This window comes from Streptococcus infantis (assembly GCF_047463275.1).
GTDB classification, from domain to species: Bacteria; Bacillota; Bacilli; order Lactobacillales; family Streptococcaceae; genus Streptococcus; species Streptococcus infantis_AF.
Genome location: NZ_JASHEE010000002.1, coordinates 122,780 through 148,136 on the forward strand (window position 1 = coordinate 122,780; position 25,357 = coordinate 148,136).

The 25,357-nt window shown below is 36.6% G+C and carries 21 protein-coding genes; 4 read left to right on the forward strand and 17 right to left on the reverse strand.

Annotated features, from left to right (window positions below; all coding sequences use genetic code 11):
- Positions 1–24: 24 nt before the first annotated feature.
- Complete coding sequence (locus QM923_RS03330; RefSeq protein ID WP_216733141.1) at positions 25–624, reverse strand: hypothetical protein; 600 nt, start codon at positions 622–624, stop codon at positions 25–27.
- 343 nt (positions 625–967) lie between these two features.
- On the opposite strand from QM923_RS03330, the gene QM923_RS03335 reads away from it, so the two are divergent.
- The gene (locus QM923_RS03335; RefSeq protein ID WP_414290866.1) at positions 968–2,122 is read left to right on the forward strand and encodes a hypothetical protein; all 1,155 of its coding nucleotides are present in this window, start codon (positions 968–970) and stop codon (positions 2,120–2,122) included.
- A 14-nt stretch (positions 2,123–2,136) separates the two neighbouring features.
- On the opposite strand, the gene QM923_RS03340 is transcribed toward QM923_RS03335, so the two are convergent.
- The 14 genes from QM923_RS03340 to QM923_RS03405 all read right to left on the reverse strand — a co-directional run bounded on the left by QM923_RS03340 (position 2,137) and on the right by QM923_RS03405 (position 17,204).
- A complete protein-coding gene (locus QM923_RS03340) occupies positions 2,137–3,420 on the reverse strand; it encodes an LlaJI family restriction endonuclease (RefSeq protein ID WP_414290867.1) in 1,284 nt (427 codons plus the stop codon).
- Positions 3,421–3,431: 11 nt separating this feature from the next.
- Entirely contained in the window at positions 3,432–5,141 is a 1,710-nt protein-coding gene (locus QM923_RS03345; RefSeq protein ID WP_414290868.1) for an AAA family ATPase, read from the reverse strand.
- A gap of 2 nt (positions 5,142–5,143) precedes the next feature.
- Positions 5,144–6,307: a DNA cytosine methyltransferase gene (locus tag QM923_RS03350; RefSeq protein ID WP_414290869.1), complete on the reverse strand. Its 1,164-nt coding sequence runs from the start codon at positions 6,305–6,307 to the stop codon at positions 5,144–5,146.
- A complete protein-coding gene (locus QM923_RS03355; protein ID WP_414290870.1) occupies positions 6,273–7,697 on the reverse strand; it encodes a DNA cytosine methyltransferase in 1,425 nt (474 codons plus the stop codon). The genes QM923_RS03350 and QM923_RS03355 overlap by 35 nt, the downstream gene beginning before the upstream one ends.
- A 494-nt stretch (positions 7,698–8,191) precedes the next feature.
- On the reverse strand, positions 8,192–9,547 hold the full coding sequence (rlmD, locus tag QM923_RS03360; RefSeq protein ID WP_414290871.1) for a 23S rRNA (uracil(1939)-C(5))-methyltransferase RlmD: 1,356 nt from the start codon (positions 9,545–9,547) through the stop codon (positions 8,192–8,194).
- A gap of 74 nt (positions 9,548–9,621) precedes the next feature.
- Complete coding sequence (locus tag QM923_RS03365; RefSeq protein WP_414290872.1) at positions 9,622–10,596, reverse strand: DUF1002 domain-containing protein; 975 nt, start codon at positions 10,594–10,596, stop codon at positions 9,622–9,624.
- Positions 10,597–10,831: 235 nt separating this feature from the next.
- Positions 10,832–11,434, reverse strand: coding sequence for a lysozyme family protein (locus tag QM923_RS03370; protein WP_025170346.1), 603 nt, complete (start codon positions 11,432–11,434; stop codon positions 10,832–10,834).
- A complete protein-coding gene (locus tag QM923_RS03375; RefSeq protein WP_006148471.1) occupies positions 11,434–12,408 on the reverse strand; it encodes a nucleoid-associated protein in 975 nt (324 codons plus the stop codon). Before QM923_RS03375 ends, QM923_RS03370 begins: the two co-directional genes overlap by 1 nt.
- 6 nt (positions 12,409–12,414) lie before the next feature.
- Positions 12,415–13,671: a serine hydroxymethyltransferase gene (gene glyA, locus QM923_RS03380; RefSeq protein ID WP_414290873.1), complete on the reverse strand. Its 1,257-nt coding sequence runs from the start codon at positions 13,669–13,671 to the stop codon at positions 12,415–12,417.
- Positions 13,668–14,114: a GNAT family N-acetyltransferase gene (locus QM923_RS03385; RefSeq protein ID WP_414290874.1), complete on the reverse strand. Its 447-nt coding sequence runs from the start codon at positions 14,112–14,114 to the stop codon at positions 13,668–13,670. Before QM923_RS03385 ends, glyA begins: the two co-directional genes overlap by 4 nt.
- 1 nt (position 14,115) lies before the next feature.
- On the reverse strand, positions 14,116–14,718 hold the full coding sequence (locus QM923_RS03390; protein WP_414290875.1) for an L-threonylcarbamoyladenylate synthase: 603 nt from the start codon (positions 14,716–14,718) through the stop codon (positions 14,116–14,118).
- Complete coding sequence (gene prmC / locus QM923_RS03395) at positions 14,702–15,538, reverse strand: peptide chain release factor N(5)-glutamine methyltransferase (RefSeq protein ID WP_414290876.1); 837 nt, start codon at positions 15,536–15,538, stop codon at positions 14,702–14,704. The genes QM923_RS03390 and prmC overlap by 17 nt, the downstream gene beginning before the upstream one ends.
- Positions 15,538–16,617: a peptide chain release factor 1 gene (gene prfA, locus QM923_RS03400; RefSeq protein ID WP_006153692.1), complete on the reverse strand. Its 1,080-nt coding sequence runs from the start codon at positions 16,615–16,617 to the stop codon at positions 15,538–15,540. Before prfA ends, prmC begins: the two co-directional genes overlap by 1 nt.
- A gap of 2 nt (positions 16,618–16,619) precedes the next feature.
- Positions 16,620–17,204, reverse strand: coding sequence for a thymidine kinase (locus tag QM923_RS03405; protein ID WP_414290877.1), 585 nt, complete (start codon positions 17,202–17,204; stop codon positions 16,620–16,622).
- Between the two features lie 122 nt (positions 17,205–17,326).
- Between QM923_RS03405 and QM923_RS03410 the strand changes: the two genes are divergently transcribed.
- Both QM923_RS03410 and mnmE read left to right on the forward strand, forming a co-directional pair.
- Positions 17,327–17,509, forward strand: coding sequence for a 4-oxalocrotonate tautomerase (locus QM923_RS03410; protein ID WP_001117401.1), 183 nt, complete (start codon positions 17,327–17,329; stop codon positions 17,507–17,509).
- A gap of 127 nt (positions 17,510–17,636) precedes the next feature.
- Positions 17,637–19,010: a tRNA uridine-5-carboxymethylaminomethyl(34) synthesis GTPase MnmE gene (gene mnmE, locus QM923_RS03415; RefSeq protein WP_414290878.1), complete on the forward strand. Its 1,374-nt coding sequence runs from the start codon at positions 17,637–17,639 to the stop codon at positions 19,008–19,010.
- A 393-nt stretch (positions 19,011–19,403) separates the two neighbouring features.
- Here mnmE and hemH read toward each other — a convergent pair whose 3' ends face one another.
- Positions 19,404–20,498 (reverse strand): ferrochelatase, encoded by a 1,095-nt coding sequence (hemH, locus tag QM923_RS03420; RefSeq protein WP_414290879.1) that lies wholly within the window; start codon positions 20,496–20,498, stop codon positions 19,404–19,406.
- A gap of 154 nt (positions 20,499–20,652) precedes the next feature.
- Here hemH and pepT point away from each other — a divergent pair, with 154 nt between their 5' ends.
- A complete protein-coding gene (gene pepT / locus QM923_RS03425; RefSeq protein ID WP_414291047.1) occupies positions 20,653–21,876 on the forward strand; it encodes a peptidase T in 1,224 nt (407 codons plus the stop codon).
- A gap of 26 nt (positions 21,877–21,902) precedes the next feature.
- Here the strand turns inward: pepT and QM923_RS03430 are convergent, their stop codons facing one another.
- Positions 21,903–25,355: a pneumococcal-type histidine triad protein gene (locus QM923_RS03430; protein WP_414290880.1), complete on the reverse strand. Its 3,453-nt coding sequence runs from the start codon at positions 25,353–25,355 to the stop codon at positions 21,903–21,905.
- Between the last annotated feature and the right edge of the window lie 2 nt (positions 25,356–25,357).

The window sequence follows — 25,357 nt, forward strand, 5'->3', positions numbered from 1 at the left end:
TGATGGGATAGCGGACTTCTTTTATTATTGGTTTAATTCTCTGTAGACTTCTTTAGCCATTGCTTGTGCTTTCTTAATAGCTTCATAACCTTGAGTTTTTTTCATTCCTATTGTAGAAATAATATCTTGTTTTGCGATATCCATATTCTCATAAATAAGTCTTAGAATTTGACCATATTTCTTATTTCGACGTTCTACTTCTTCAATCAGTTCACGAATTGTTTCTAACATCATAATAATCTCTTCGTGAGAGTCTACACCAGTTGGATCGAAACCCACTTCTTCGTTACTAGACATTTTATCCAACATCTCATCTAAAGATAAGTCATTACCTTTCGTATAACGATTGAGATACTCGTTTACATCCATATTGAAGATTTTAATGACATTGTCAAAGTTCTCAATATTAACTGGTACAAAACCTACAAGTACAGCTTTCCCATAAAACTTAAATGTTTTTAAATTTTTAGGGTTGATATCTTTGCTCTGTCTCATCTCTTTATCTCTAATGACGAAAGGAGCGAGAACTTGATTTGCTTTACAAGGTACATCGTTATATGGCTTTTCTTTTGCATAACTTGATGGACTATACTTTGATTGACGTTTGTTTTCTTGAATTGTCATTGTTTGACTGACTTTCTGTTAATACCGAAAGCAGTTTTGACAACTCAATATGCATTAAATATATTATTGACCGCATAGTACTTTCCTCTATGTATCGGTCAGCCAATTTCACAAGCTGAAATAGTTCCCTAACTTCTCCACTTCTGAAATTATGGTCATCGTCATGACTCAGTTTTAAAGTTAGTTTAGTAATATAGAAGATTACTTCTATAGTTATATTGTAACTTAAGTTAATGACTATCGGAAGTTAACAATAAACTAGATTATTTATATTATTCGTTATTGATTTTTTGAAAATAATAGATTATAATTTATTAAAAATAACCAAGAAAGTAACCTTATAATGCAATATTCATTTACATTTAAGAATTCTATAGAAAATTATTCTATTAGTAATACATTTAATCCTAATATAGGTGCTGAGGAAAAAAAATTATTTTGTTCACACTTAGAAGAACATAGAGAGATAGAATTCTATTTTGATAGTCTATCAGGCTTAGTAGCAAAAAATACTGAAGATAAGAAAAACAACCCACTAGGTGAGTTTATTGCATTGACTGAAACAAACCTAGTAAGTTATTTTGATAAATATGGTTTTCTATTTGATTGGAAAAGCAAAGAACTTTATGATAGCATTTCTATAGATGATGTATTTAGTCTTCAGAATAAATTTAAACTACTAATTGATCTGTTTAACAATGTTCACGGACAAACTGATTCCAATAAACTTTTAACTACATTTTTTAAATATATATCACAGAGTGATAGAACATTATCACTGGGCGAAACTGAATTAAAGATAAAATCTGTTTATCCATATAGAGATCTTAGAAATTCTTTACCCGCTAAAAATATTGATAATTTATGTAACCAAGTTAAAAATGATAATGGAACAATTAGTACTTTTCTTAATATTCAAAATTATTATATAGAATTAGGTAGCACTTCTGACTTAAACATTATTGATTACGAAGACATTATTGATAATCAAAATTATCCCCAAAGTTTTAGGGATACTATTTACCTATATGTAAATAAAAACTCTAATTTTACTGATTTAACTATTCGAATTATAGATTTTTTATATTTATTCTACAAAAATATTGGGATTTTTGATTTTTCTGAATACGATTCAAATATACCAAATATATCACTAGAAACGTTTAATAATCATCCAGAACTAATGAAATTTCTAATAGATGTATCAAAAGAAATTCTTGTCTATGAGATTAACAATGGTTTATCAGATGTTACTCCAAAACTAAATTCAAAAACATTTCAACCAGATTGGTCTTTACCTAATTTACTTTCAGCATTCTATTTCTCACTATTCTATTCAAATTTAGAATTAAGTATGTATAGAATATGTGAAAACATTGGTTGTAATATCCCTTTTTACATTCAGCGGTCAAATAGTTTAAAAAAATATTGTTGTGAATCTTGTAAGAACGCTGCTTCTCAAAGAAGATATAGAAGTAAATATAAAAAAAACAACTGATGAATCATAATTCATTAGTTGTTTTTCATATTTTCTGAAACTTTTTCAGCAATCAAATCAGAAAGTTCACGAATAAATTCTACTCTTTTAGGTGAATTATTATTTATAAGTGATTTTACATCCACTAATATTCCTTGCACCCGTTCAAAAGTTTTGTCCTGACCTTTCCATTCTCCCAAACCTTCTCCAATATACTGATACATAGTATCACTTTTAAAGATTTTATGACTTTTTGAGAAAGGCATTAAGAATGCGTTATAAACTTTAAAGTTATCTCCATGAATTTGTTTAAACTTTTCATGAAAGGCTATATACTCTCCATAAGTAATCTGCTTATTAATACTTGTTGAAGCTGGCAAATCTTTCGTGGCATTCGTTTGACCAAATTTATAATACTTGGAATCAAGAACAAATACATCATCTCCATTCGTCATAATCGTATCTGGTTCTAATGCATATCCCTTAGCATCCTTTGTCTCATATAACAAGTTCCATTGAGTTCTAGGGAAATAGTTTTGTTTATTTGAGATTCCATAAGTAAAATCAATCAAACGCTCCCATATATATTGAAAATTATTAGTTCCAAAATAAAACTGATCTGGTTCCTTTTTGTGGTCCTTATAATCTAAAATATCTAACATACTTTGAAATAATCGACGTTCAGTATCATTATTGGTAACAGCTATCTTTTCTTTAATAATTGATTCAAATTGTGGTCTATTGTATACGATTCTAGGTTTTTCTGGCAACGGTAACTTATAAAGCCAGCCTAAATTTAAAAAAGCTTCATAGACACAATACTTGTTAATTTCAGTTAATAACGTAATTTCAGTATCACTCTGTCTTTTTGATTCCATTTTCAAAAATTTAAATCCGTTTGATTGAGCAATAGGCTGAACTTTCTTGATTGTCCTTGCCCAATTTACTCGTCCACCTAAAGATTGAACATAATACTCTTCATTCTCTTTATAATAAGTTCCCTTATCCAAAAAATAATGAATAACTATTGCATAAGCTTCCATAGGGAAATTCACTGTTTTTAGTGCCTGATTAATATTAACAGATTTTAACCTAGAATTGTTATCATTGTAATTTTGTAAAATAGAAATTAGAGAGATAATATCATTACGGGCCGTATCTGAATCTTTAGGTAAATCATAACCTAATGGGAAATTGACCGTCACTTCCTGAATATCATTAATTATTTCTGCCTTTATTCCAACAAATGTGTCGCCTTCAATATTAGTAGCAACCCTACACATATCAACTAAAGATTTATTCGGTAAATACAGACTCATTTTTTGCTACCTCACGGCTGTTTTGGAAGCTTTAAATCAAATTTATCAATTATATCATTTATAAAAATTGCAAATCTCTGTTTACCAGAATTTTTGTTATCTGTAAAGTGCTTAATAATTGCTTCTAAACTAGCAAATTCATTAACATTGAAGAGAGCACCTCTATTAAATTTAAACGCATCATCCCAAAGATACTTTAGAACTTTTTCTGCAAATCTTTTGTTCTTTTCATTAAATTCATTTAATAGTTCAACATTAGATGGTAATTCTTGTATATACTCTTTGTTTAGTATTTTTGAAGAGATAAAATAAGCTCCCATTCTCTTATCCTCAGAAGATAGAGTTTGATTACTAGTTTCCAGTATTTGATTGTTTACAACAGAATTAAAAATACTCCACGTGTACTGAGAATCAGCAATGAAATAACCAGCATAATCTGATGCTTCTACATCATTCTCTATCATTTCCATGGTCCATCTTCTTTGAAAAGCAGTATCAAGTGTAAAGACGTTTTGATCAGCAGTGTTCATGGTAGCTAATAAAGACAAATTAGAGGGAATACGAATTTGTTTTGTCTTATCACCATATACCTCTTCTGCTATTACTGAGTTATTTATACCATATACACTTGTTCCATTTTTATCTCTATCAAGTAATTGAAAAATTTCACCAAAGATACCTGGTGCATTTCCTCTATTTAGTTCTTCAACTATCAGATAAAAATGCTCGGTTGGATTACCAATAGCTTTTTTTAATATTCTTGTAAAAGGTCCAGGAACAAAACTATAGGTTATATCTCCATTTTCCTTTACGACAGGCAAAATTTGTCCGACAAAATCAGTATTCATATAATCCGGGTGAAACACCAATCGTTCCATACGAGATTCATCATTACAATATTCTGTAGTAATTTTATGACTTTTACCAGATCCTGGAACACCGTAAAGTAGGATATTAGTCCCACCAGTCACGCGCTGTGAAATATTATTTTCGCTATTTAGTTCTTCATCCAATATTACTTTGTCAACGTTATATATCTTTAATTTTCTCAGTCTATTAGTAAATTTCTTTAATACAGATGGTTTAACTACAATACCATTGCTATATTTTTCAGAAATACTCAAAAAATTCCAACGTACCAACATCATTATTGGTTTACAATCCACATACTTTTGGGCTTCTGTTGGAACTTCAATTCCAACAGAATTTCGACTATTTAAAATAAAGTTTATACTTTCAGTATATGATTTCCCATTATCAACCATCGACCATAATAAATAAGCAAATTCTTGATAAGTTAAATATTCCAAATCTAAAATTGCTCTAATGAACAGTGATGGTGGTTCAACATCGGAGTTGCTTGAGGGAACTCCATAATTATTACGGCCAAAAATTACTTTTTCCAATGCATCCATAATTATTTCTTGAACACTATCATCATTACCTTCTAATAGGGCTTCATACATTTTCTTACCGGATAAAGTAATTCTTCTTAATGAATGTGCATTTGAAATATCTTGCCATTCAGTGAAACCAAAATAAGATGTGATTTGAGATTTTTTTGTATATGATGAAGAATATTGATCATCTCCAATCAATTCCTTAAGTTGTATTTTATAAATATCATTAGAAAGCCAATCACCAGCTTCATAATATATTTTTAATACTGCTTGGATTTCATCTAACAAAGCACTGTTTTTAGGCATAACTATTTTTTCCATAATTATTTTACTCCGTCTATATTATTCAATAACTGTAACATAATTCTCTTAACCATATTTGATGGTATTCCTTCACCTATCACTTTTCTAATAAAACGTTCATTTGCCCACTCAGGAATATCCCAGTCAAGTGGCAAACTCATCACAATAAGTAATTCATAAATTGAAAAAACTCTAGCATCAGAATATAATTCTGTTCCTTCTATAGGCCTACCAGGATGGACGCAAGCTAAGGAAGATATTACACCATTATTCTGGGTGATTGTTCTTCCTGCCATGTCCCATCTCTGCCTTCTATAGTTATTATGATGTGCTTTTATTCTTGTACCATCACTCTTTTGTGGATAATATTCCTTATTATAGATTGCTGACTTACCAGTTGGTGTATGCTGCATCCATTGTACTTGTCTCCAAGAATGAGTTGGCGGAAAGTGCCATTTAGATACTTTCATACCTTTAATTCTTTTTTTATCAAAATCAGGAAATTTTTCCAAAGTAAAGTCTATACCCTCACGAAGGTAAGGATCCAATGTTGGTAATTTTCCTATAGCTTCTTCAAGAGTAATTTCATCGATATCATTCGGAAATTCCCATTTAATATCAATATCTTTTCTAACTAACAAAAATATATTTCTTTCTCTTAACTGGGGAACCCCTTGATATCGTGCCTTAATCAAAGTTTCTTCATTAAAATTATAGTTTGCACCCAATTCACTTTTTATATAGTCTGGAATTAGCATAATCTCTCCATTATGCTCTATTTTAGTAGTTAACTGTTTTGGTACATTCTCTAAAAGAACATATTTAGGATTTACCCGTTTTATTATATCTATGGCATAGAATATAAGTTGATTCCGTTCGTCAAATTCTTTTCTTAATCCAGCTTCACTCATTCCTTGACAAGGTGGAGTAGCAATTATAAAATCTACTTTATGCTCAATAGAACAATCAACAATCTTACTTCTAATTTCATTATCAGTTATATCTCCACAAATCATATGAGTTTCCGGATACAAGTGTGAATAGAAAGCTGCTCGTTTTTCATCAATTTCATTTGCAACTTTGATTTTAATACCAATATCTTTAAAATAGGCTTCCGCAACACCTACATTTGAAAATAACGAAGTTCCTCTAAGCATTTCCATCTCTATTATCTTCCATTTCATACAACAAATTCTTAAATACTTTTTCAACGAAAAGCGGTGGTATACCTTCTCCTATTATTCTTCTAACAAAAGCTTCTGAAGCATTTGAAGGCAAATTCCAATTTTGAGGTAGAGACATAATTATCATTATTTCATATAGTGTTAAAGCTCTAGCGTCTGAGTAAAGTAACTCCCCATTCTCAGTATATGGTCTTCCAGGATGTACATTATTTTGTGACGATATTTTCCTATTATCCATAGTAACTGTATAAGCTGGTCTATCCCAATGTTGCCTTTTATATGTATTTCTATAACCACGAACAGGTTTTCCATCAGACTTTTTAGGATAGTAAACTAAATTATCAAATGCTGATTTTCCAGTCTCAGTATGCTGCATCGCAATAATTTGTCTCTTTATATGATGAGGTGGGGTATGCCATTTTGATATTGATAGAGCTTTTTTTCTTCTCTCTTCATACAATGGAAACATGATTTTTCTTTCTTCATTAGAAATATCTTTTACAAAGGGATCAACTATTGGTAAGTGACCAATTGCATCTCTCATTGTAACTTTTTCCTTATTCTTTTCTGGTAATCTCCAAATAAAATTAGAATCCTTACGAGTTAAAAGAATAATAGCTCTTTCACGAGACTGTGGAACACCATAATCGCTTACATCTATAGAATTTACTTCAATATGATATTTAAAACTAAGTTCACTAGTTATTAAATTAATAATCTCAAACTTTTTTTTATCTACTTCAATACTCGTCGATAGAAGACTAGTAACATTTTCAATAAAAACAAATCGAGGCTCAATTAGTTTAACTGCTTTAATTACAGGTAGAATTAACAGATTCCTTTCATCTGCTTCATCCTTTTTCCCAGCAGTACTCATTCCCTGACAAGGAGGGGTTGCCATTATCACATCCACATTTGTACGTAATGCTTTATCTAAAAAAATCTTGAAGATTTTTTCATCAGTAATATCACCTACAATCATATCAGTATTTGGATAAATAGCAGAGTAAAGTTTTGCTCTTCTTTCTTCTAATTCATTAGCAACAACTACATCAACTCCAATTGTTCCTAAATTAGCTTCAGCAACACCAATATTAGAAAACATAGATGCTACTTTAAGTTTTGGAGAATATTCTTTATTACTCACCGTTTCAATATCTAAAAAACTTTTATATAATTTAATAGAATGTTTGAGCTGAGATATCACATTAGGCTTTAATTTTTTTAAATTAAGTTCTCTATCTAAATTAAATAGATAATCTTGTTTTTTATTATCATAACTTAGAATTTTATCAGCTCTCTTAAAACGACATACAATATCCTTAATAACTCTAGGACTATATTTTTTTTCTTTTGCTAACCATTCTCTAAATTCAAATTCTCTTTCCATATTTATTACCTCCTCTCTGCTTTATCTATAATAACACAATTCAAAAAAGGCGTCAATTTTATTACGCCTTTTTGAGTTGTAAAAATTATTAATTTTTTTGATTTTAGTTTTCTATATAGTAGATAAAGTAACTACATTCTATTGACATTATCATTTTAAAAAAATTACTTCAAGTGACTTTTTCCATCGACAGAAAAATAATGATTTTTCACTTAGAATCAGATGTTCACTTACTTCTGTTAAATAATGTATTCTTTTAGTCCACATTATCTGATCCATTTTATTAAACTAGTGATAGGGGGATACATTTATTCCCATTAACTTCTTATCTTTGGTAACAAAAACATCCCTACAGTGTTTATGGAAATAGAAACCATCTCAAATAAGTTATCAAACCTAGTAAAAAATCTGAGAGCTTACTTTAATACTTCCCCTCTAAACGAGAAAAAGCCTTACAATCAAGGCTTTTCTTATCCCTTTTCGTTACAAGGTTTTTACGCTTTCACAAGCAATGCCACACACTCAACGTGGTGCGTTTGAGGAAAAAGATCCACTGGCTGGACTTTCTTCAATTCGTATCCCAACTCTTGATAGAGTTTGATATCACGCGCCATGGTTGCGACGTTACATGAGATATAGACAATGCGGTCAGCCCCTGTTTGCGCGCTTGCTTTGATGAAGCTGTCAGTCAAGCCCTTGCGGGGTGGGTCGACAAGGATAGTGGTTGGTTGGATCCCTTCCTTGAGCCAATTCTTCATAGCATTTTCAGCTGTGTCACAGACATAGTGGGCATTGGCGATACCATTTAAGCTTGCATTCTTCTGGCTATTTTCTACTGCTTCTGGGATGACTTCGACACCATAAACTTCCTTAACATGCTTAGCGACAGATAATCCAATAGTTCCGATTCCTGAGTAGGCATCAATTACCACATCATCTTCACTTAACTCCGCAAAATCAATAGCTGTCTGATAAAGCTTCTCTGCCATTTCAGTATTGACCTGGTAAAAGGCTGGTCCAGAGATTTGGAAGCTATTCCCCAACATTTGGTCCGTAATGTAATTTTGACCATAGAGAACTCGCCATTCTTTCCCAAAAATAGCATTGGTATTCTGGTCATTGATATTTTGCATGACAGACACAATCTCTGGGAACTGCTTGATGACTTGTTCAATCAACTGTTCCACACGGAAAATTTTAGGACGAGTGGTCACCAAAATAACCATGATTTGACCTGAATGATGGCCACGACGAACAACAAGGTTACGAATCAAGCCAGATTGTTCCTTCTCATCATAGGGTTTTAAGTCATAACGACGAAGTAAATCACGTAATGCAAGGATAACTTGGTCAATGACTGGATCCTGAATATAAAAATCTTCCAATGGCATAAGGTCATGAGAATTTTTACGGAAGAAACCAGTCTCTAGAACACCATTAACGCGACGAACAGGAACCTGAGCCTTGTTACGATACTTGACAGGATTTTCCATGCCAATAGTATCTGCAACCTCTACATCCGTGATTCCAGCAATCTTATAAAGGCTGTCTTTAACTTGCTTGGTTTTAAACTTGAGTTGCTCCGGATAAGCTAGGTGTCCCAAGTCGGCAATGCCTGAACGCAGGTAAGCCAAATCTAAGTCTTGATTACGATGTGGAGATTGTGTAAGATATTCCTCGACTTTACCAAAGCCAATCTTCTTGTTGACTTTAAGGACTCGCATAAGGATTTTTTCAGTCGGTAGAGCATTCTCTACAAAAAAGACCAAGCCATCTACCTTGGCAACACCTGCTCCTTCATGAGTCAAATCGACAATCTCAACTTCTACAATATCATTTTTCTTTAACATAATTTTCACTTTCTATAAGCCGACAAAAAAAGACGGCAACAATTCTGTTACCATCTATTATACCATGAATTGACCTAAGCACCAAAACTCTTGAAGAAATCAAGGATAGCTTGCCAAATTGAGCTAAGGATGTTTCCACCGTCTTGTATAGCTTTGTTGGCATCAAAGTTTAGGTCGATATTGTTGAAACTATCACCTGCTTGTGCAACGATACTTTGTTTCAGATCTTTTAGCGTCTTAGTAAAGTCTTCGTTATTAAGAATATCGCTCTTTGAAAGATTGAAGGCAAAGTTAATGATGACATTGATCTGATTTCCTGTTATAACCTGATCTAGTTTATAATTTTTTAATGTGTCTTCGACAATCTTACGAACATCATCCTCTGTGAGCTCACCTTTAGACTCTTTAGCTTTAGCGACTGCAGCCTTGATATCGGCAAGGGCTACGTTCAGTTTATTGGCATCAAAGCCTGATTTGTCCTTGTTTTCATCGTTAATATCTGACAAGGCCTTGAGCTCTTCCTGAGCCAAGTCTTTATTTTCCTGAGGTAATTTTACACCATTTGACTCAAGGGAATAGTAAATACCTGCTAGGGCACTTTCACCAGTAACTGGAATTGGTGCCGCAACGGTGATACGCGCGTGCTCCACACCCAAGGTAACAGCCGCATTACGGTACATATCTTGCGTCACTTTGGTAATGTTTTCAGGTGTTTCAATCTTGACCTCAAGTGGAGATTTTTCTCCTAATTTTTGAATTTTTGCTGATGAATAAAGTTGAAGACTTGAATCGTTTGCGACATTCATAATTTTTGAGTAGACATCTGGTGTCATAGTCTTCAAATCTTTAGTATCTTTTGAGGCATCATAGCCAAGTTTTTTAAGTGTTTGATTTTTTTGATCTTCCGTTAATGAAGAACCTAAGACGTACTCAGGTTGAACATAGGTTTCATCAATGACTTTTTGAACATCAGTAGCTGCCTGGGCGCTTTGCAGTGTTGCAACTGCTAAAAGTACTGCAGCGCTAGTCAGAAAGAATTTCTTTCGCATGAGACGTTCCTCCTTTTCTACTCTAGCATATTAAAGTATCCTTAAAGAAAACTTATAAAAGAGAGTGGGACAGAAATCGGTAATTCGTTAGAATTCGATTTCGTCGTCCCACCTCCGCACAGTTGAGTAGGGCTGTAAAAGCTGATGAAATCAGCGTAGTAGAGCCCACTCAACCACTGCGTCTTGCTCGATAATCCAAAGACAATTGAGAGGCTAGGACTTTTATCCCAGCCTCTTAAAATAGATTAAAAATTTTCATAATATAGAGATTTAGCTGAACTTGTCTAGAGTAATAATAGTTTCCCCCATCCACATAAAGTTCTCCACCTTGAAAAATAGAAATGGGATTGATGTAGCGATAGGTTTTCCCTGTTGTATTTCCTAATATAGGCGCAACTGTATCTCTGGAGTATTGCTTAGCTAGTACAAGAGTATTCTTTTTCCCATTCTGGGCGATAAAATCGATATAAGCAGGTCCAAAATTATAAGCTTGAATGGCTGTCCAGACATCCACTCCTTTTTCTTGAGCTAGATAGAGATTTTCTGTCAAGGTTTGAACACCTTGACGGATACTACTTGCATTATCGTTTATGGTATCAGTAGAGCCACTAGCAGATTCACTTGACTGCATCACGTCTCCTTCTTTACCCTTAGTTTCTGTATAAATCATGGCGAGCACAAGCTCTTCGTTTGCTGGGGTATCTCTTTCATTCAAGATTTCGCGAACCATGGGTTGGTAGGTCATGACCTGTTTGACATCCTGACGAATCAGATAAGCTTTATATCCAGCGAAAAGGAAGACTGCTAGTACCAGCATTCTTCGTATAAGTTTAAACATTATTTATTTTGTATATCCTCGATGTTTTTGATTAAGATAGAATAGGTTCCATTATCGTTTTGAATAAACTCAACTGATTCCGCATCTTGATAGACATTGTTTGGTACGATGAGTTCAATTCCGTTTGACAAGGAAAGTTTCTGATTCTCAAATCTCTTTAACTGACGACTGGCATCAATCTCATCAAACTGTACTGGCTCTGGTACTGCTTCTTTGACCTGGTCAATGAAGCTAAGTCGAGCAGTAAGATTATTGTCAAAAAGATCATTGGCTAATTTTTCTGGAGAGAGCTCATTATTCTCTTCAAGATTATTGAAAATTGCTGATTTTACCTTGGATTGAAATTGAAAATCATCTGTGTTAAAGGTTTCGGCAATCTTTTGCGCCGTTTTTTCTAGTTCCTTAATGGATTTCTTAGGTGAAATCTTTGGTTGTGCTTGAATAAGATTCTCAGAAAAATAGTTTAAAAAGGCTCCATTATACTTGATGCGTTTTTCAATCAAGTGATACTTGCGACTTTGAAGATTAACAACCAGGGCTTCATCTGCTCCAGTTCCAAACCCAGGTAAGTTATTTTGAGTTAGTTTGATTGGATTGTCAACCTCGCCACCCAAGTGTGTCAAGGTTTCACGCAATGCAATTCGTAGAAAGGCAAAGTGGTCTACTCCCTCTTTTGAAAACTGGACAAAAACCAAGTCATTAGTCTTTTGGTTTTCAGATACAGAGAATTCCTCTTTCCAGAGATTAGCAATTGTAACAGATGTTTCCATTAAATCTTCTGTGATGTGATTGAAAAATGGATTATCCTCTTCAAAAATACCAGTTTTGGCATCATCCGAATACACACGCTCCACTTTTTTACGTAAGTATTCCTCGATTTTAGGAGTGATATTGAGAAACTTATCCGCCAAGAACAACTCTGTGTCATCAGGACTGAACTGATGGATGATAGCTTTCTTGATATAAATATCCATAAAATATTAGTCCTCGTATAATGGGAAGGCATCTGTCAAGGATTTGACTGCACTTCTCACTTCTTCTAAGACAGCTTCGTTTTCTGCATTCTTAAGGGCTTTAATAATAAGTTCAGCAACTTGACGGCTTTCTTTTTCACCAAAACCACGAGCAGTAATTGCTGCCGCTCCGATACGAATACCACTTGTCTTGAATGGTGACAATGTTTCGTAAGGGATTGAGTTTTTGTTAAGGGTAATGTTGACCTCATCCAATAAGTTTTGGGCTACTTTTCCACTTTCTACAACCTTTGTGACATCCACTAAGAAGAGGTGGTTTTCAGTACCGCCAGAGATAATGCGGAAATCAGGATCTTGCAGGAATACTTCAGCCATAGCCTTGCTGTTCTTGATGACATTAGCAGCATATTCTTTAAAGGCCGGATCCAATACTTCTTTAAAGGCTACAGCCTTAGCAGCAACAACATGCTCTAATGGTCCACCTTGGATACCTGGGAAAATAGCGGAATTAATTTTCTTAGCAAGGTCTTCGTCGTTAGTCAAAATCAACCCACCACGTGGCCCACGAAGAGTTTTGTGAGTCGTTGTCGTTGTGATATGTGCGTATGGAACTGGATTTGGGTGAAGACCAGCTGCAACCAAGCCAGCAATGTGGGCCATGTCGACCATGAGTTTTGCGCCTACAGCATCCGCAATTTCACGGAATTTAGAGAAATCAATAATGTGAGAATAGGCTGAGGCACCAGCAACGATAAGTTTTGGTTGCACTTCTTGAGCTTGTTTCAAGATGGCGTCAAAGTCCAATAGCTCTGTCTCCGGATCAACGCTATATGAAACGAAGTTATAGGTTTGACCTGAGAAGCTAACAGGAGCTCCGTGAGTCAAGTGCCCACCTGCAGCTAAATCCATCCCCATAACCGTATCACCTGGTTCGATCAAAGCCATGTATGCTGCACAGTTAGCTTGACTTCCTGAGTGAGGTTGGACATTGGCAAATTTAGCACCAAAGATTTCCTTTGCTCGTTCAATCGCCAAGCTTTCAACGACGTCTACAACATCTGTCCCACCGTAGTAACGACGTCCAGGATATCCTTCAGCATATTTATTGGTTAAGATTGACCCTTGAGCTGCCATAACAGCCTTAGATACAACGTTCTCTGAAGCGATTAATTCAATATTGTTTTGTTGACGTTCCTCTTCTTTGGCAATGGCATTCCAAAGATCAGCATCATATGTTTTAAAATCATCTTTGTCAAAAATCATAGGTCTTCTCCTTTTAGTAATTTAATAAACCGTTTCTGCATTTTATCACAGGTATAACCAACTTTTTCGTAAAAAGCATGCGCACCTATACGATGATCTGCAGAGTTTAAGCGGATAAAGTTATAGCCACGTTTTTCTGCTTCCTGTTCCAATCCTTGGAGCAAAACTTTCCCGATGCCCTTACCTTGCATTTGGGGTACCACTGCTAAAGCCAAAATATTAAATCCGGCATTAGAATAAAGGGATTCATAAACCTCAGCATGTACATACCCAAGTATGTCATGGCTGGTCGGTTCCTCAAACCCCAGTAGGAAATGATGTGAGTCTTGGGATAATTTTGCTAGTTGACTAGCCGTTTCCTCAGGGCTGAAATCATAACCTAAAGCATCTTTGTTAATCTCATGAATCGATGCAACATCTGTTGCTTTCAAATCACGTAGCATATCATACCTCCTCAAAAGGAATTTCAGGCATCTTGGCAAGGATATCTTCTCGAGTTATCGAACCTTGGCGTAGAATCTTAACCTTGTCGCTAGATAAGTCTAAAATAGTCGAATCTTGTCCTGTTAAAAAAGCATCATCTTCTAAACCAAGAACCTTTTTGTCCAAGTCTTTTAGAATCTCTTTAAAGCTAACACCGCTTGTATGTCCTGAAATATTTGCAGACGGGCCGATTAAGGGACCAAACTCACGAATCAATTCTAGAGTGACGGGATGACTCGGCATCCGAAATCCAACAGTCGTTAAGTCTGAATTGACCCAGTAAGGGACCTTGTCATTAGCTTCTAGGATAATGGTCAATGGACCAGGAAGAAAACAATCAACAAGTTTTTGTAAATAAAGTGGCTGATTCTTTGAAAAGTTCAAGATATCATCTAAACTAGCAACATTGAGATTGAGAGCCTTATCTCTTGGACGACGTTTAAGCTGGTAGACATGGTCAACAGCCTTTTTATCCAATGCTTTTGCAAAGAGACCATAAACTGTTTCGGTCGGCAAAACTACAGCTCCACCTTTTTCCAACTCTTGCTTAATTTTCTCCATCATCAATGACTACCATCCTATCTTGGCCAAATTGGTCTTTGAGCGTTCTAACTTGCTTCCCGGGAAAATTTTTTCTGAAGAGATCCGGTACGCTTTGACCTTGTTTGTAGCCAATTTCAAGATAAATCTTACCACCATCATTTAGATAGTCCTTAGAGCCTTCCGCGATTCTACGATAGATAGCTAGGCCATCCTCGTCAGCAAAGAGTGCCAAATGTGGTTCTGAATGCAAAACATTCAAGTCAACTTCTTCTTGATCTTCACGAGAAATGTATGGTGGATTGGATACAATTATATCATATTTTGAAGAAATTTCAGAGAAACAGTCAGATTTGATAAAAGAGAGATTTAGATTTTGAACGCTAGCATTCTCCAACGATAAGTCTAAAGCATCCTGTGAAATATCCGCAGCTGTGACCAACCAATCTAGTCTATTTTTAGCTAAAGCAAGGGCAATGGCTCCGCTTCCTGTCCCAATATCCAGAACTTTGAGATTTTTCTCAGGATTTTCAGTCAAGATGAGGTCTACTAGCTCTTCTGTCTCTGGGCGAGGAATTAAGACCCGCTCATCTACCTTTAACTGCAACCCAAAGAATTCAGCATGACCGATAATGTACTGGGCAGGTATATGATTTGCCAGTTTCGTGTAAATTTCCTCTACAAACTCTTCTTCTTCCTCTGTTACTTTTTGCTGGAGGGCAAAGACGAAATCTGTAAAAGATAGATTTTTTAGGCTACGATAGACAAAGGAGAGGCTTTCTGCTTCCTCTCCTTGTGCTATCAACTTTTCCTCAAAATCTTTAAAAATTTGAGCTAATTTCATTATTTGTTTAATTCTTCCAATTTTTGTGTTTGGTCATAAAGAACCAAGGCATCTACAACTTCATCCAATTTACCAGCTAGAATTGTATCAAGTTTTTGTAGAGTCAACCCGATACGATGGTCTGTTACACGGTTTTGTGGGAAGTTATAAGTACGGATACGCTCTGAACGATCACCAGTACCGATTGTAGACTTACGCTCAGCATCTTGCTCATCTTGAGCAATCTGAGCAAAGTGGTCAGCCACACGCGCACGAATGATCTTCATAGCCTTCTCACGGTTTTTCTGCTGGGTACGTTCTTCCTGCATCTCCACCTTGATATTGGTTGGCAAGTGAACGATACGAACGGCAGTCGCAACCTTGTTGACGTTCTGTCCACCAGCACCAGATGCATGGTAGATATCCACACGAAGGTCTTTTGGATCAATATCGTATTCTACTTCTTCTACCTCAGGCATGACAAGAACTGTTGCTGTTGAGGTATGAACACGGCCTTGACTTTCTGTCACAGGGACACGTTGCACACGGTGAGCACCAGACTCATACTTGAGTTTAGAATAAACTGACTGACCAGAAACCATGGCAACCACTTCTTTGAAACCACCGACACCGTTCATAGAAGCTTCCATAACTTCAAAGCGCCAACCTTGGGCTTCAGCATACTTCTGGTACATTGTTAGAAGGTCACCAGCAAAAAGTGCTGCCTCATCTCCACCAGCAGCTCCACGGATTTCAAGGATGATATTCTTGTCATCGTTTGGATCTTTAGGAAGGAGCAAGATTTTCAATTTTTCTTCGTACTCTTCTTTTTCAGCCTTAGCATCTTTGAGTTCTTGCTTAGCCATTTCTTCCAAGTCAGCATCTCCGCCTGATTCTTTAATCATCTCTTCGGCATCGATAATATTTTGAAGGACTTGTTTGTATTCACGGTAGGCAGTTACCGTATCACGAGTAGAAGCTTCCTCTTTTGAAAGCTCCATGAAACGCTTGGTGTCAGAGACCACATCAGGGTCACTGAGCAATTCTCCTAATTCTTCATAACGGTCTTCTACAGCTTGTAGTTGATCATAGATATTCATTTTTATTGATTCTCCTTATTGATTTCAGGGGCAAAATAATGTTTACGACATACCGAGATATAGGTTTCATTACCACCTATCTGGATTTGCTCACCATCATAAACAGGCAGTCCGTCCTGCGTGCGCAACACCATGGTCGCCTTTTTCTTACAATACTGACAAATGGTTTTGATCTCATCAATTTTATCTGCTAATAACAATAGATGTTTAGATCCTTCGAACAGCTCATTGCGAAAGTCATTCTTCAAACCAAAGGCCATAACGGGTATATCCAACTCATCGACGACACGAGCTAAATCATAAACATGATGACGCTTCAGAAACTGGGCCTCATCGACAAGAACACAGTAGGGCTTTTCAGGTAAGTCTCGAATAAACCCAAAAATATCCGTAGTATCATCGATAGCAATGGCTGGTCGCTTCATGCCAATCCGACTCGACACATAGCCTATACCGTCTCTTGTATCCAGAGCCGAAGTCATGATAACAACTCCCTTTCCTTGCTCCTCATAGTTATAGGCTACCTTGAGAATCTCGATGGTCTTTCCTGAATTCATGGTCCCATAACGATAATACAACTGTGCCATGTTTCTATTTCACGTCCATTTCTAATTTTCTGCTACATTCTAGTATATCATATTTTCCAAAAGCTTTAAACGGCAAAATGTGGTAAAATAGAAGAAATCAAAAACTAGTGGAGGAAGCTATTATGCCATTTGTACGCATCGATTTATTTGAAGGGCGCACGCTCGAGCAAAAGAAAGCCCTAGCAAAGGAAGTAACTGAAGCTGTGGTTCGTAACACTGGTGCACCACAATCTGCTGTTCATGTCATCATCAACGATATGCCTGAAGGAACTTACTTCCCGCAAGGGGAAATGCGCACTAAGTAAGAGAGCTTAAGCAATACGCTTAGGCTTTTCTTTATAAGTGGCATTCGTTGAATAAAAAACTTTATTTTGTTACAATTTTAAGAGATATTAGTAAATAAAAAGCTTCAATTTTTAAAAAGGAATTAACATGATTACACGTGAATTTGATACCATTGCAGCAATCTCGACACCGCTTGGTGAAGGAGCCATTGGTATTGTCCGCTTGAGCGGAACAGACAGTTTTGCCATTGTGCAAAAGATTTTTAAAGGCAAAGACTTGAGTAAGGTTGCTAGCCACACACTGAACTACGGCCACATTATTGACCCTTTGACTGGTAAGGTTATGGACGAGGTCATGGTTGGGGCTATGAAGTCTCCAAAGACCTTCACTAGGGAGGATATTATTGAAATTAATACCCACGGTGGAATCGCCGTAACTAATGAAATTCTCCAGCTAGCTATCCGTGAAGGTGCTCGCATGGCAGAGCCTGGTGAATTTACCAAGCGTGCCTTCCTTAACGGTCGTGTGGACTTAACTCAGGCTGAAGCTGTCATGGATATTATTCGCGCCAAGACTGATAAAGCCATGAACATTGCAGTTAAACAACTAGATGGTTCACTATCAGACCTCATTAACAATACGCGCCAAGAGATTCTCAATACTCTGGCACAAGTCGAAGTCAATATCGACTACCCTGAGTATGACGATGTGGAAGAAGCTACTACTGCTGTTGTCCGTGAAAAAACTTTAGAATTTGAACAATTATTAACCATTCTCTTAAAAACGGCACGTCGTGGGAAGATTCTCCGTGAAGGTATTTCAACGGCTATCATTGGTCGTCCCAACGTTGGGAAGTCTAGCCTTCTTAATAACCTCCTGCGTGAAGATAAGGCCATTGTAACAGATATTGCAGGGACTACTCGAGATGTCATTGAAGAATACGTCAATATCAACGGTGTTCCACTGAAGTTGATTGATACTGCTGGTATTCGTGAAACAGATGATGTCGTGGAACAGATCGGGGTTGAACGCTCCAAGAAAGCTCTCAAGGAAGCTGACTTAGTTCTACTAGTCCTAAACGCTAGCGAACCCTTAACTACCCAAGACCGACAACTTCTTGAAATTAGTCAAGATACTAATCGAATCATTCTTCTCAACAAAACTGACCTGCCAGAAGCTATTGAAACAAAGGAACTTCCTGAAGATATCATCCGCATTTCGGTTCTCAAAAATCAAAACATTGATAAGATTGAAGATCGAATCAATAATCTATTCTTTGAAAATGCTGGCTTGGTCGAACAAGATGCTACTTATCTATCCAACGCCCGTCATATTTCATTAATTGAAAAGGCAGTTGAAAGCCTACAAGCTGTTAACGAAGGCCTCGAACTAGGAATGCCTGTTGATTTGCTTCAAGTTGATTTGACACGTACCTGGGAAATTCTTGGCGAGATAACTGGTGATGCCGCTCCTGATGAACTCATTACACAGTTGTTTAGTCAATTCTGTCTGGGTAAATAACATAAAAACTAGGCCAAAAAACGCTAGTCACCTAAAAAGAGGTTGGGACAAAAAGAGCCCGACCTCACTTTTTATTATCAATCATAATTTGACGCGGTAGCTGATTGAACTTTTTGTTCGTCTTTTAGACTCCAAAAAGCTCCTAATCATCCTCGCGGGGCTGAGACTACGAAATCAAGACTTTGTCTATCGATTTCTGTCCCACCGCCTTTTCTTTCACCTTCTAAGTTATATCCTGCCTTAGCAGAAATCTGAAACAAACCTTATACTCAATGAAAATTAAAGAGCAAACTAGGAAACTAGCCGCAGGCTGTACTTGAGTACGCCAAGGCGACGTTGACGCAGTTTGAATTTGATTTTCGAAGAGTATTACCAGTTCTTTTCTATTTTCACTTAGTCTTTAGGTAATTTGCCAGCTTTTTCAAGCATTTTTTTGATTAAATAAGGCATCTTGACATTTTCACGACCTTTTTTCTCAATTAATTTTTTAACAAATTCTGGCATTTGTAAGTCTTGTGATTCATCTAAAATATTCTTAGTTTCCTCCGAAGGGACTAATTCATCAAAGGTTTCTTCTTCTGGGAGGAATTCTCTAAATTCTTTATATTCATTAGCTCGGATAATATTGACCAAGGCATCAATCAAACGAGAATCTGTATTTGGCATTGGTGGACGATGGTAGTTCACTTCCAATTCCTGACACAAGTCATGACATTCCACATCGTTGTCAAACAAGACTTCAATATGCTCACTGATAAAACTAATAGGCACAAAAATATAATGCTTTGGATGTTGTTCCTGTTCTCTAAGATACTCCAATACATCTGGTTTTATCCAAGGAATACCAATATCACTTTCGCTCTGCCAAGTGTTGGTATATTGCTCTGGTTTCAAGCCTAATTTCTCAGCAATTAACTTGCTATTTTCGAAAATCTGATCGATATAGGGATCACCAAAATCCAAGGCAAAAATGGGCACACTGTGGGCAGAAAAGATGACTTTAAAGCTATCCTGTTTCACCTTTTCTTTTAAAATTTTAGCAATTTCAGCTGTCCAATAGTTTAATAGTGCTTCTTCTTGATACCAGTCCTTAATAACTAAAAACTGAATTTGTTTGCTTTCCAGAAACTTTTCGTACCCCATGACAGAGTAAAAGGAATAGTGTGGCTCCAAAATCAAGCAAATACACTTTTCAATTCCATCTGCTTCCATTTGCCGAATTACATCTGTAATAAAAGGGGTTGAAAATTTATTGGCAAAATAGACACTATATTCATTTCCTAACCTAGCTTCAACCAAGGCGACTTCTTCACGGGTAATTTTTTGAAGTGGAGTTCCTCCAATTCGAACATAATTATCATAAAGGGTTTGAATTTCGTGGTCTTGAGGTCTTACTCCTCGACGAATGTTGGTAAAAAAGTCGGCTACTCCTTCAAAGGTAATCTCTTCTGGTGAACCAAATGTCATCATTAAAATTGCTTTTTTCATCTCTGCATCCTTGTGATATTTTTATCTTTCTTATTGTATCACTAAAGAAGCCATAAGTAAACGCTAACATAAGGATTTTATCTCCCTTCCGACTTTTGTTTTTCTCTTCTTTCTATGATACAATGGTTTTAAAAGAAGGAAAAAAGGTGTTATGATGAAATATCCAACATTACTAGAGCGTTTTTTAACTTATGTTAAGGTTAACACACGTTCAGACGAAAATTCTACTACTACACCAAGCACTCAGAGTCAAGTAGACTTTGCGACTAACATCATCATCCCAGAAATGAAACGTGTCGGTTTGCAAAATGTCTATTATTTGCCAAACGGTTTTGCTATCGGTACTCTTCCAGCTAACGATCCTAGTTTGACTCGTAAGATTGGTTTTATCTCACACATGGATACAGCAGATTTTAATGCTGAAGGTGTTAACCCGCAAGTTATTGAAAACTATAATGGCGGAGTTATCGAGCTTGGGAACTCTGGTTTCAAGCTTGATCCAGCGGATTTCAAGAGCTTAGAGAAATATCTAGGGCAAACCTTGGTTACAACTGATGGGACTACCCTTCTAGGTGCTGATGACAAATCTGGTATCGCTGAGATTATGACAGCTATCGAATACTTGACTGCTCATCCTGAAATTAAGCACTGCGAAATTCGTGTCGGCTTTGGACCTGATGAAGAGATTGGTGTTGGTGCCAATAAATTTGATGCAGAAGATTTCGATGTCGACTTTGCTTATACAGTTGACGGTGGTCCTCTTGGTGAACTTCAATACGAAACCTTCTCCGCGGCAGGTGCCGAACTTCACTTCCAAGGTCGTAATGTACACCCTGGAACTGCTAAGGGACAAATGGTTAACGCTCTTCAGTTGGCAATTGACTTCCACAACCAACTTCCAGCTGGTGACCGACCTGAATTGACTGAGGGTTACCAAGGGTTCTTCCATCTCATGGATGTATTTGGCACTGTTGAGGAAGCGCGTGCTAGCTATATCATTCGTGACTTCAAAAAAGAAAACTTTGAAGCGCGTAAAGCTGCTATGCAAGCTATCGCTGATAAGATGAACCAAGAACTTGGTAGCGATCGTGTCACTTTAACATTGACTGACCAGTACTACAACATGAAAGAAGTCATCGAAAAGGATATGACACCAGTAACCATTGCCAAAGCGGTTATGGAAGACCTTGATATCACACCTATTATCGAGCCTATCCGTGGAGGAACAGATGGTTCTAAGATTTCCTTTATGGGAATTCCAACGCCGAATATCTTCGCTGGTGGTGAAAATATGCATGGCCGTTTTGAATATGTCAGCCTTCAAACCATGGAACGTGCAGTTGATACCATCATTGGTATCGTATCTTACAAAGACTAAAAAAGAAGTAGCAATGCTACTTCTTTTTAATTTACTTCTTTGTCACTTGTTTCAGGACTTGTAGTTGTTGAATGTGAACTTGATTCTTCACTTGTTTGTTCAGTGCTAGTTTCGGCAGGCTTGACCTTAGATTGAAACTCTTGGTTTAATAAAACAATTTCTTGCGCAAGAGCTAGAAGAGCTTGCTTATCTTTGCTTGCTGCACTTAGTTTATCAAACAGGGCATCTACTTTATCAAAGTCCGCATCAGAACCATTATTCATTTCCAAATAAGTATGGAGAGCAATGATACCGTTATAGAGTTTTTGGTAAAGAACTAAAACCTCTGGGTCTTGTTTCGAATTATCACGTTCATTTTGGATTGTTAGTGAAATACGTTTCAAAAGATCTTGAACCTGTGTATTTAATTCATCAAGGTCCGCGTCTTCTTTCTCCAATGCTGCATTTAGATTTTTCACTTCGTCAGCAAGTGAAGCTTTCACTCCTTCTTCTTTGACTTGAGCTACCAATTCATCAGCTTTTGCTACAAGACCTTCTACCTGTCCTTTTAAGACATGATTACTTTGTTCCTCAGGTTTGAGATCATCATACAAACCTTTCAAAAACTCATAGACTGCAGTTTTAGCACTATGACCATCCACTTTTTCTGTATCTAAGATTGTTTCAGAAGTCTTGCTTGCAACTGGCTCATTTTTCAGTGCTTCTTCTACTTCCAGTTTTGTTTGGTAGATTTCTGGGAAGAGTTTGTTCAAGTCAGTTGCCTTAAGGAAGGATTGTGACTGATAAAGTGTCCAAGTTAGGTTGGCAACTTTATTTCTAAGAGTGTCATTTAAGCGACCGTCAGATAGATGTTGGTAGAAATACTTGATGTATTCTACTGTTGTAACTCCAGTACGGTCATTAAAATCTTGCAAAGCTAGTAACTTAGCTTCAACTGCATCTAAACCTGCTTCATCTTGGGCAAGTTTATTTTCTTGAAGTTGAGTCAATAAATCCTTCTTAGGAAGTCCATAAGCATCTGTGTCTAAGGTATTAATCTTATCTACTAAAGCTTGATATTTCTTGTCTAAAGGACTGATTTCTGTTGGTTTGACACTTGAGTCAATGTGAATATACTGCTTATCAAACAAATCCAAAGCTGCCAAATAACCTGCAGTAGAGTTGGTTGATAGCTTCTTCATATTCTCAGAAAATTGCCCCAAAGCAAGTTCAATCTGTCTTTGTAAAATTGGTTTATCTTTATAGACTTCACGACTCTCTGCCAAAAGTTGATCAATCTTATACTGGACTGCTTTTTCATCAAAAGCACCAGGTTGGTAAGTTGACTGTAATGCAGGAATTTTGTTTTTCAAAGCGACTTCATAACCTTTAGTTTGAACCTTGATGTAGTGGTTATGGTCACCATGAGGGATAACAAAGCTACCATTTTCAACCTGCAAGCTATAAGGAGAGACACCATCACGTAGAGCAGTTGTATAGAGTTCGTTTAGGAAATCAAGCTCTGCATCTCTAGTTTGAAGCGGAATACGAACGTGTTCCTTACGAACGGCGTAAGGGTGAATGTGAGTTGGATCATAAGCTTGGTCTGGATTACCAAATACAAAGAATCCATTTGAAATTCTGATAGCCTCAATAGGAACGCCATATGTTTTAGAAATATAAGCTATTTTTTCTTCATCGCTGGCATCTCGAGAGAAACTTTCAACTGTCTTGGCAAGAGGTTTAACAGGTTCTGTTTGCTGTTGGCCATGAAGATGGTCTTGTGCTGCCTTAATCTGCTCTGCTGACAAATCTTTCTTAAAGAAATAATGGGCATGGTCTCCATGAGAAACTACAAAACCTTGCTCATCTTCACTTATCACTCGGTCAGCATCGAATCCGTGATCGTGGTCTTCACCATGGTGGTGATCATGCCCGTCTTCATCATGGTGATCATCTGATGGATTAGGTTTAACTTCAGTTTTACCTTTCAAGTGTTCCTGAGCTTCTTTAATCTGTTGAGCCGTCAAATCTTTCTTGTAAAAATAATGATTGTGATCCCCATGAGAAACTACAAAACCTTGCTCATCTTCACTTATCACTCGGTCAGCATCGAATCCGTGATCGTGGTCTTCACCATGGTGTTGATCATGCCCATCTTCATCATGGTGTTCATCTGATGGATTAGGTTTAACTTCGGTTTTACCTTTCAAGTGTTCCTGAGCTTCTCTAATCTGTTGAGCCGTCAAATCTTTCTTGTAAAAATAATGATTGTGGTCTCCATGTGAAACTACAAAACCTTGGTCGTCCTCACTAATCACTCGATCAGCTGCGAAGTCATGGTCATGCTCTTCTTCATCGTGATGATGATTAGCATGATCGTGGTCATGGTCTTCTTCGTGATGATGATCAACATCTTCGTGGCCATGGTCGTTGTCATGGTCTTCGTTTGGTTTACTTGGAGTTTCTATAGGATTTGATGGTGTTACTAGACCTGAAAGTGGTATCAAGCGTGCAATCTTTTGCTCCAAAGCAGATAAACTAGTATAAGGGATGAAATGGTAATGATTTCCATGAGGGATAGCAACTCCATTAGGCGTACGACTGGTAATTTTAGCCGGGTCAAATACCAAACCATCAGATTCTTTATAGCGTTGACTAACTGGTAAAGCGTAAAGTTGGTCTAGAAGTTTTTGAAGATTATTTTCTTCTTGTACTGGATTGCTTGTAGCTGGTTTCTCTACTTGATGACTTGGTTCAACACTTGGAATCGGTTTGTAGTCTGTTGAACTTTGTTGACTTCCTCTTCCAGCAAGATAAGCTTGAGCAGCAGCCAGTTCAGTTGAGGATAAGGCACTCTTAGGAACGTAATGATAATGGCCACCATGAGGAACGATATAAGCATCACCTGTATCTTCAATAATATCTGCAGCATTAAAGACGTAACCGTCATCAGTTGTATATCGACCTTGTGCTCTGGCAGCAATAACTTCATTACTTGTACTGCTACTATCTGATGTGTGTTCTTGTTTTTGTTTCTCGATTTGGTCTTTGGTACGAATATTATCTGCGTGACTAGCATCCTTCAGATAGACATAATATTTACCATCCACCTTGATGATATAGCCACCTTTAATCTCATTGACAATATCTCCATCACTTAGTTTATAGTTTGGATCCTTCATGACCAATTCTTCACTAAAGATGGCATCAAAAGGCACCTTACCATTGTAGAAATGGAAATGGTCACCGTGGGAAGTCACATAGCCTTGATCTGTAATCTTAGTAACAATCTGTTCAGCTTCTATTCCTTCTTTTTGGTTAACTTGATCAGGTGTCAGATTTTCATTCTTTTTAGCATCAGACTCTTTCCCATCAACATAAGATACACGATTATCTTCCTTCTTCTCTGCTTCTTGGTGCTGATTTAAAACATAAGCACAAACACTAAGCGCAATAACTACTGCTGATCCAGCTAAGTATTTCTTTGTTTTATTCATAA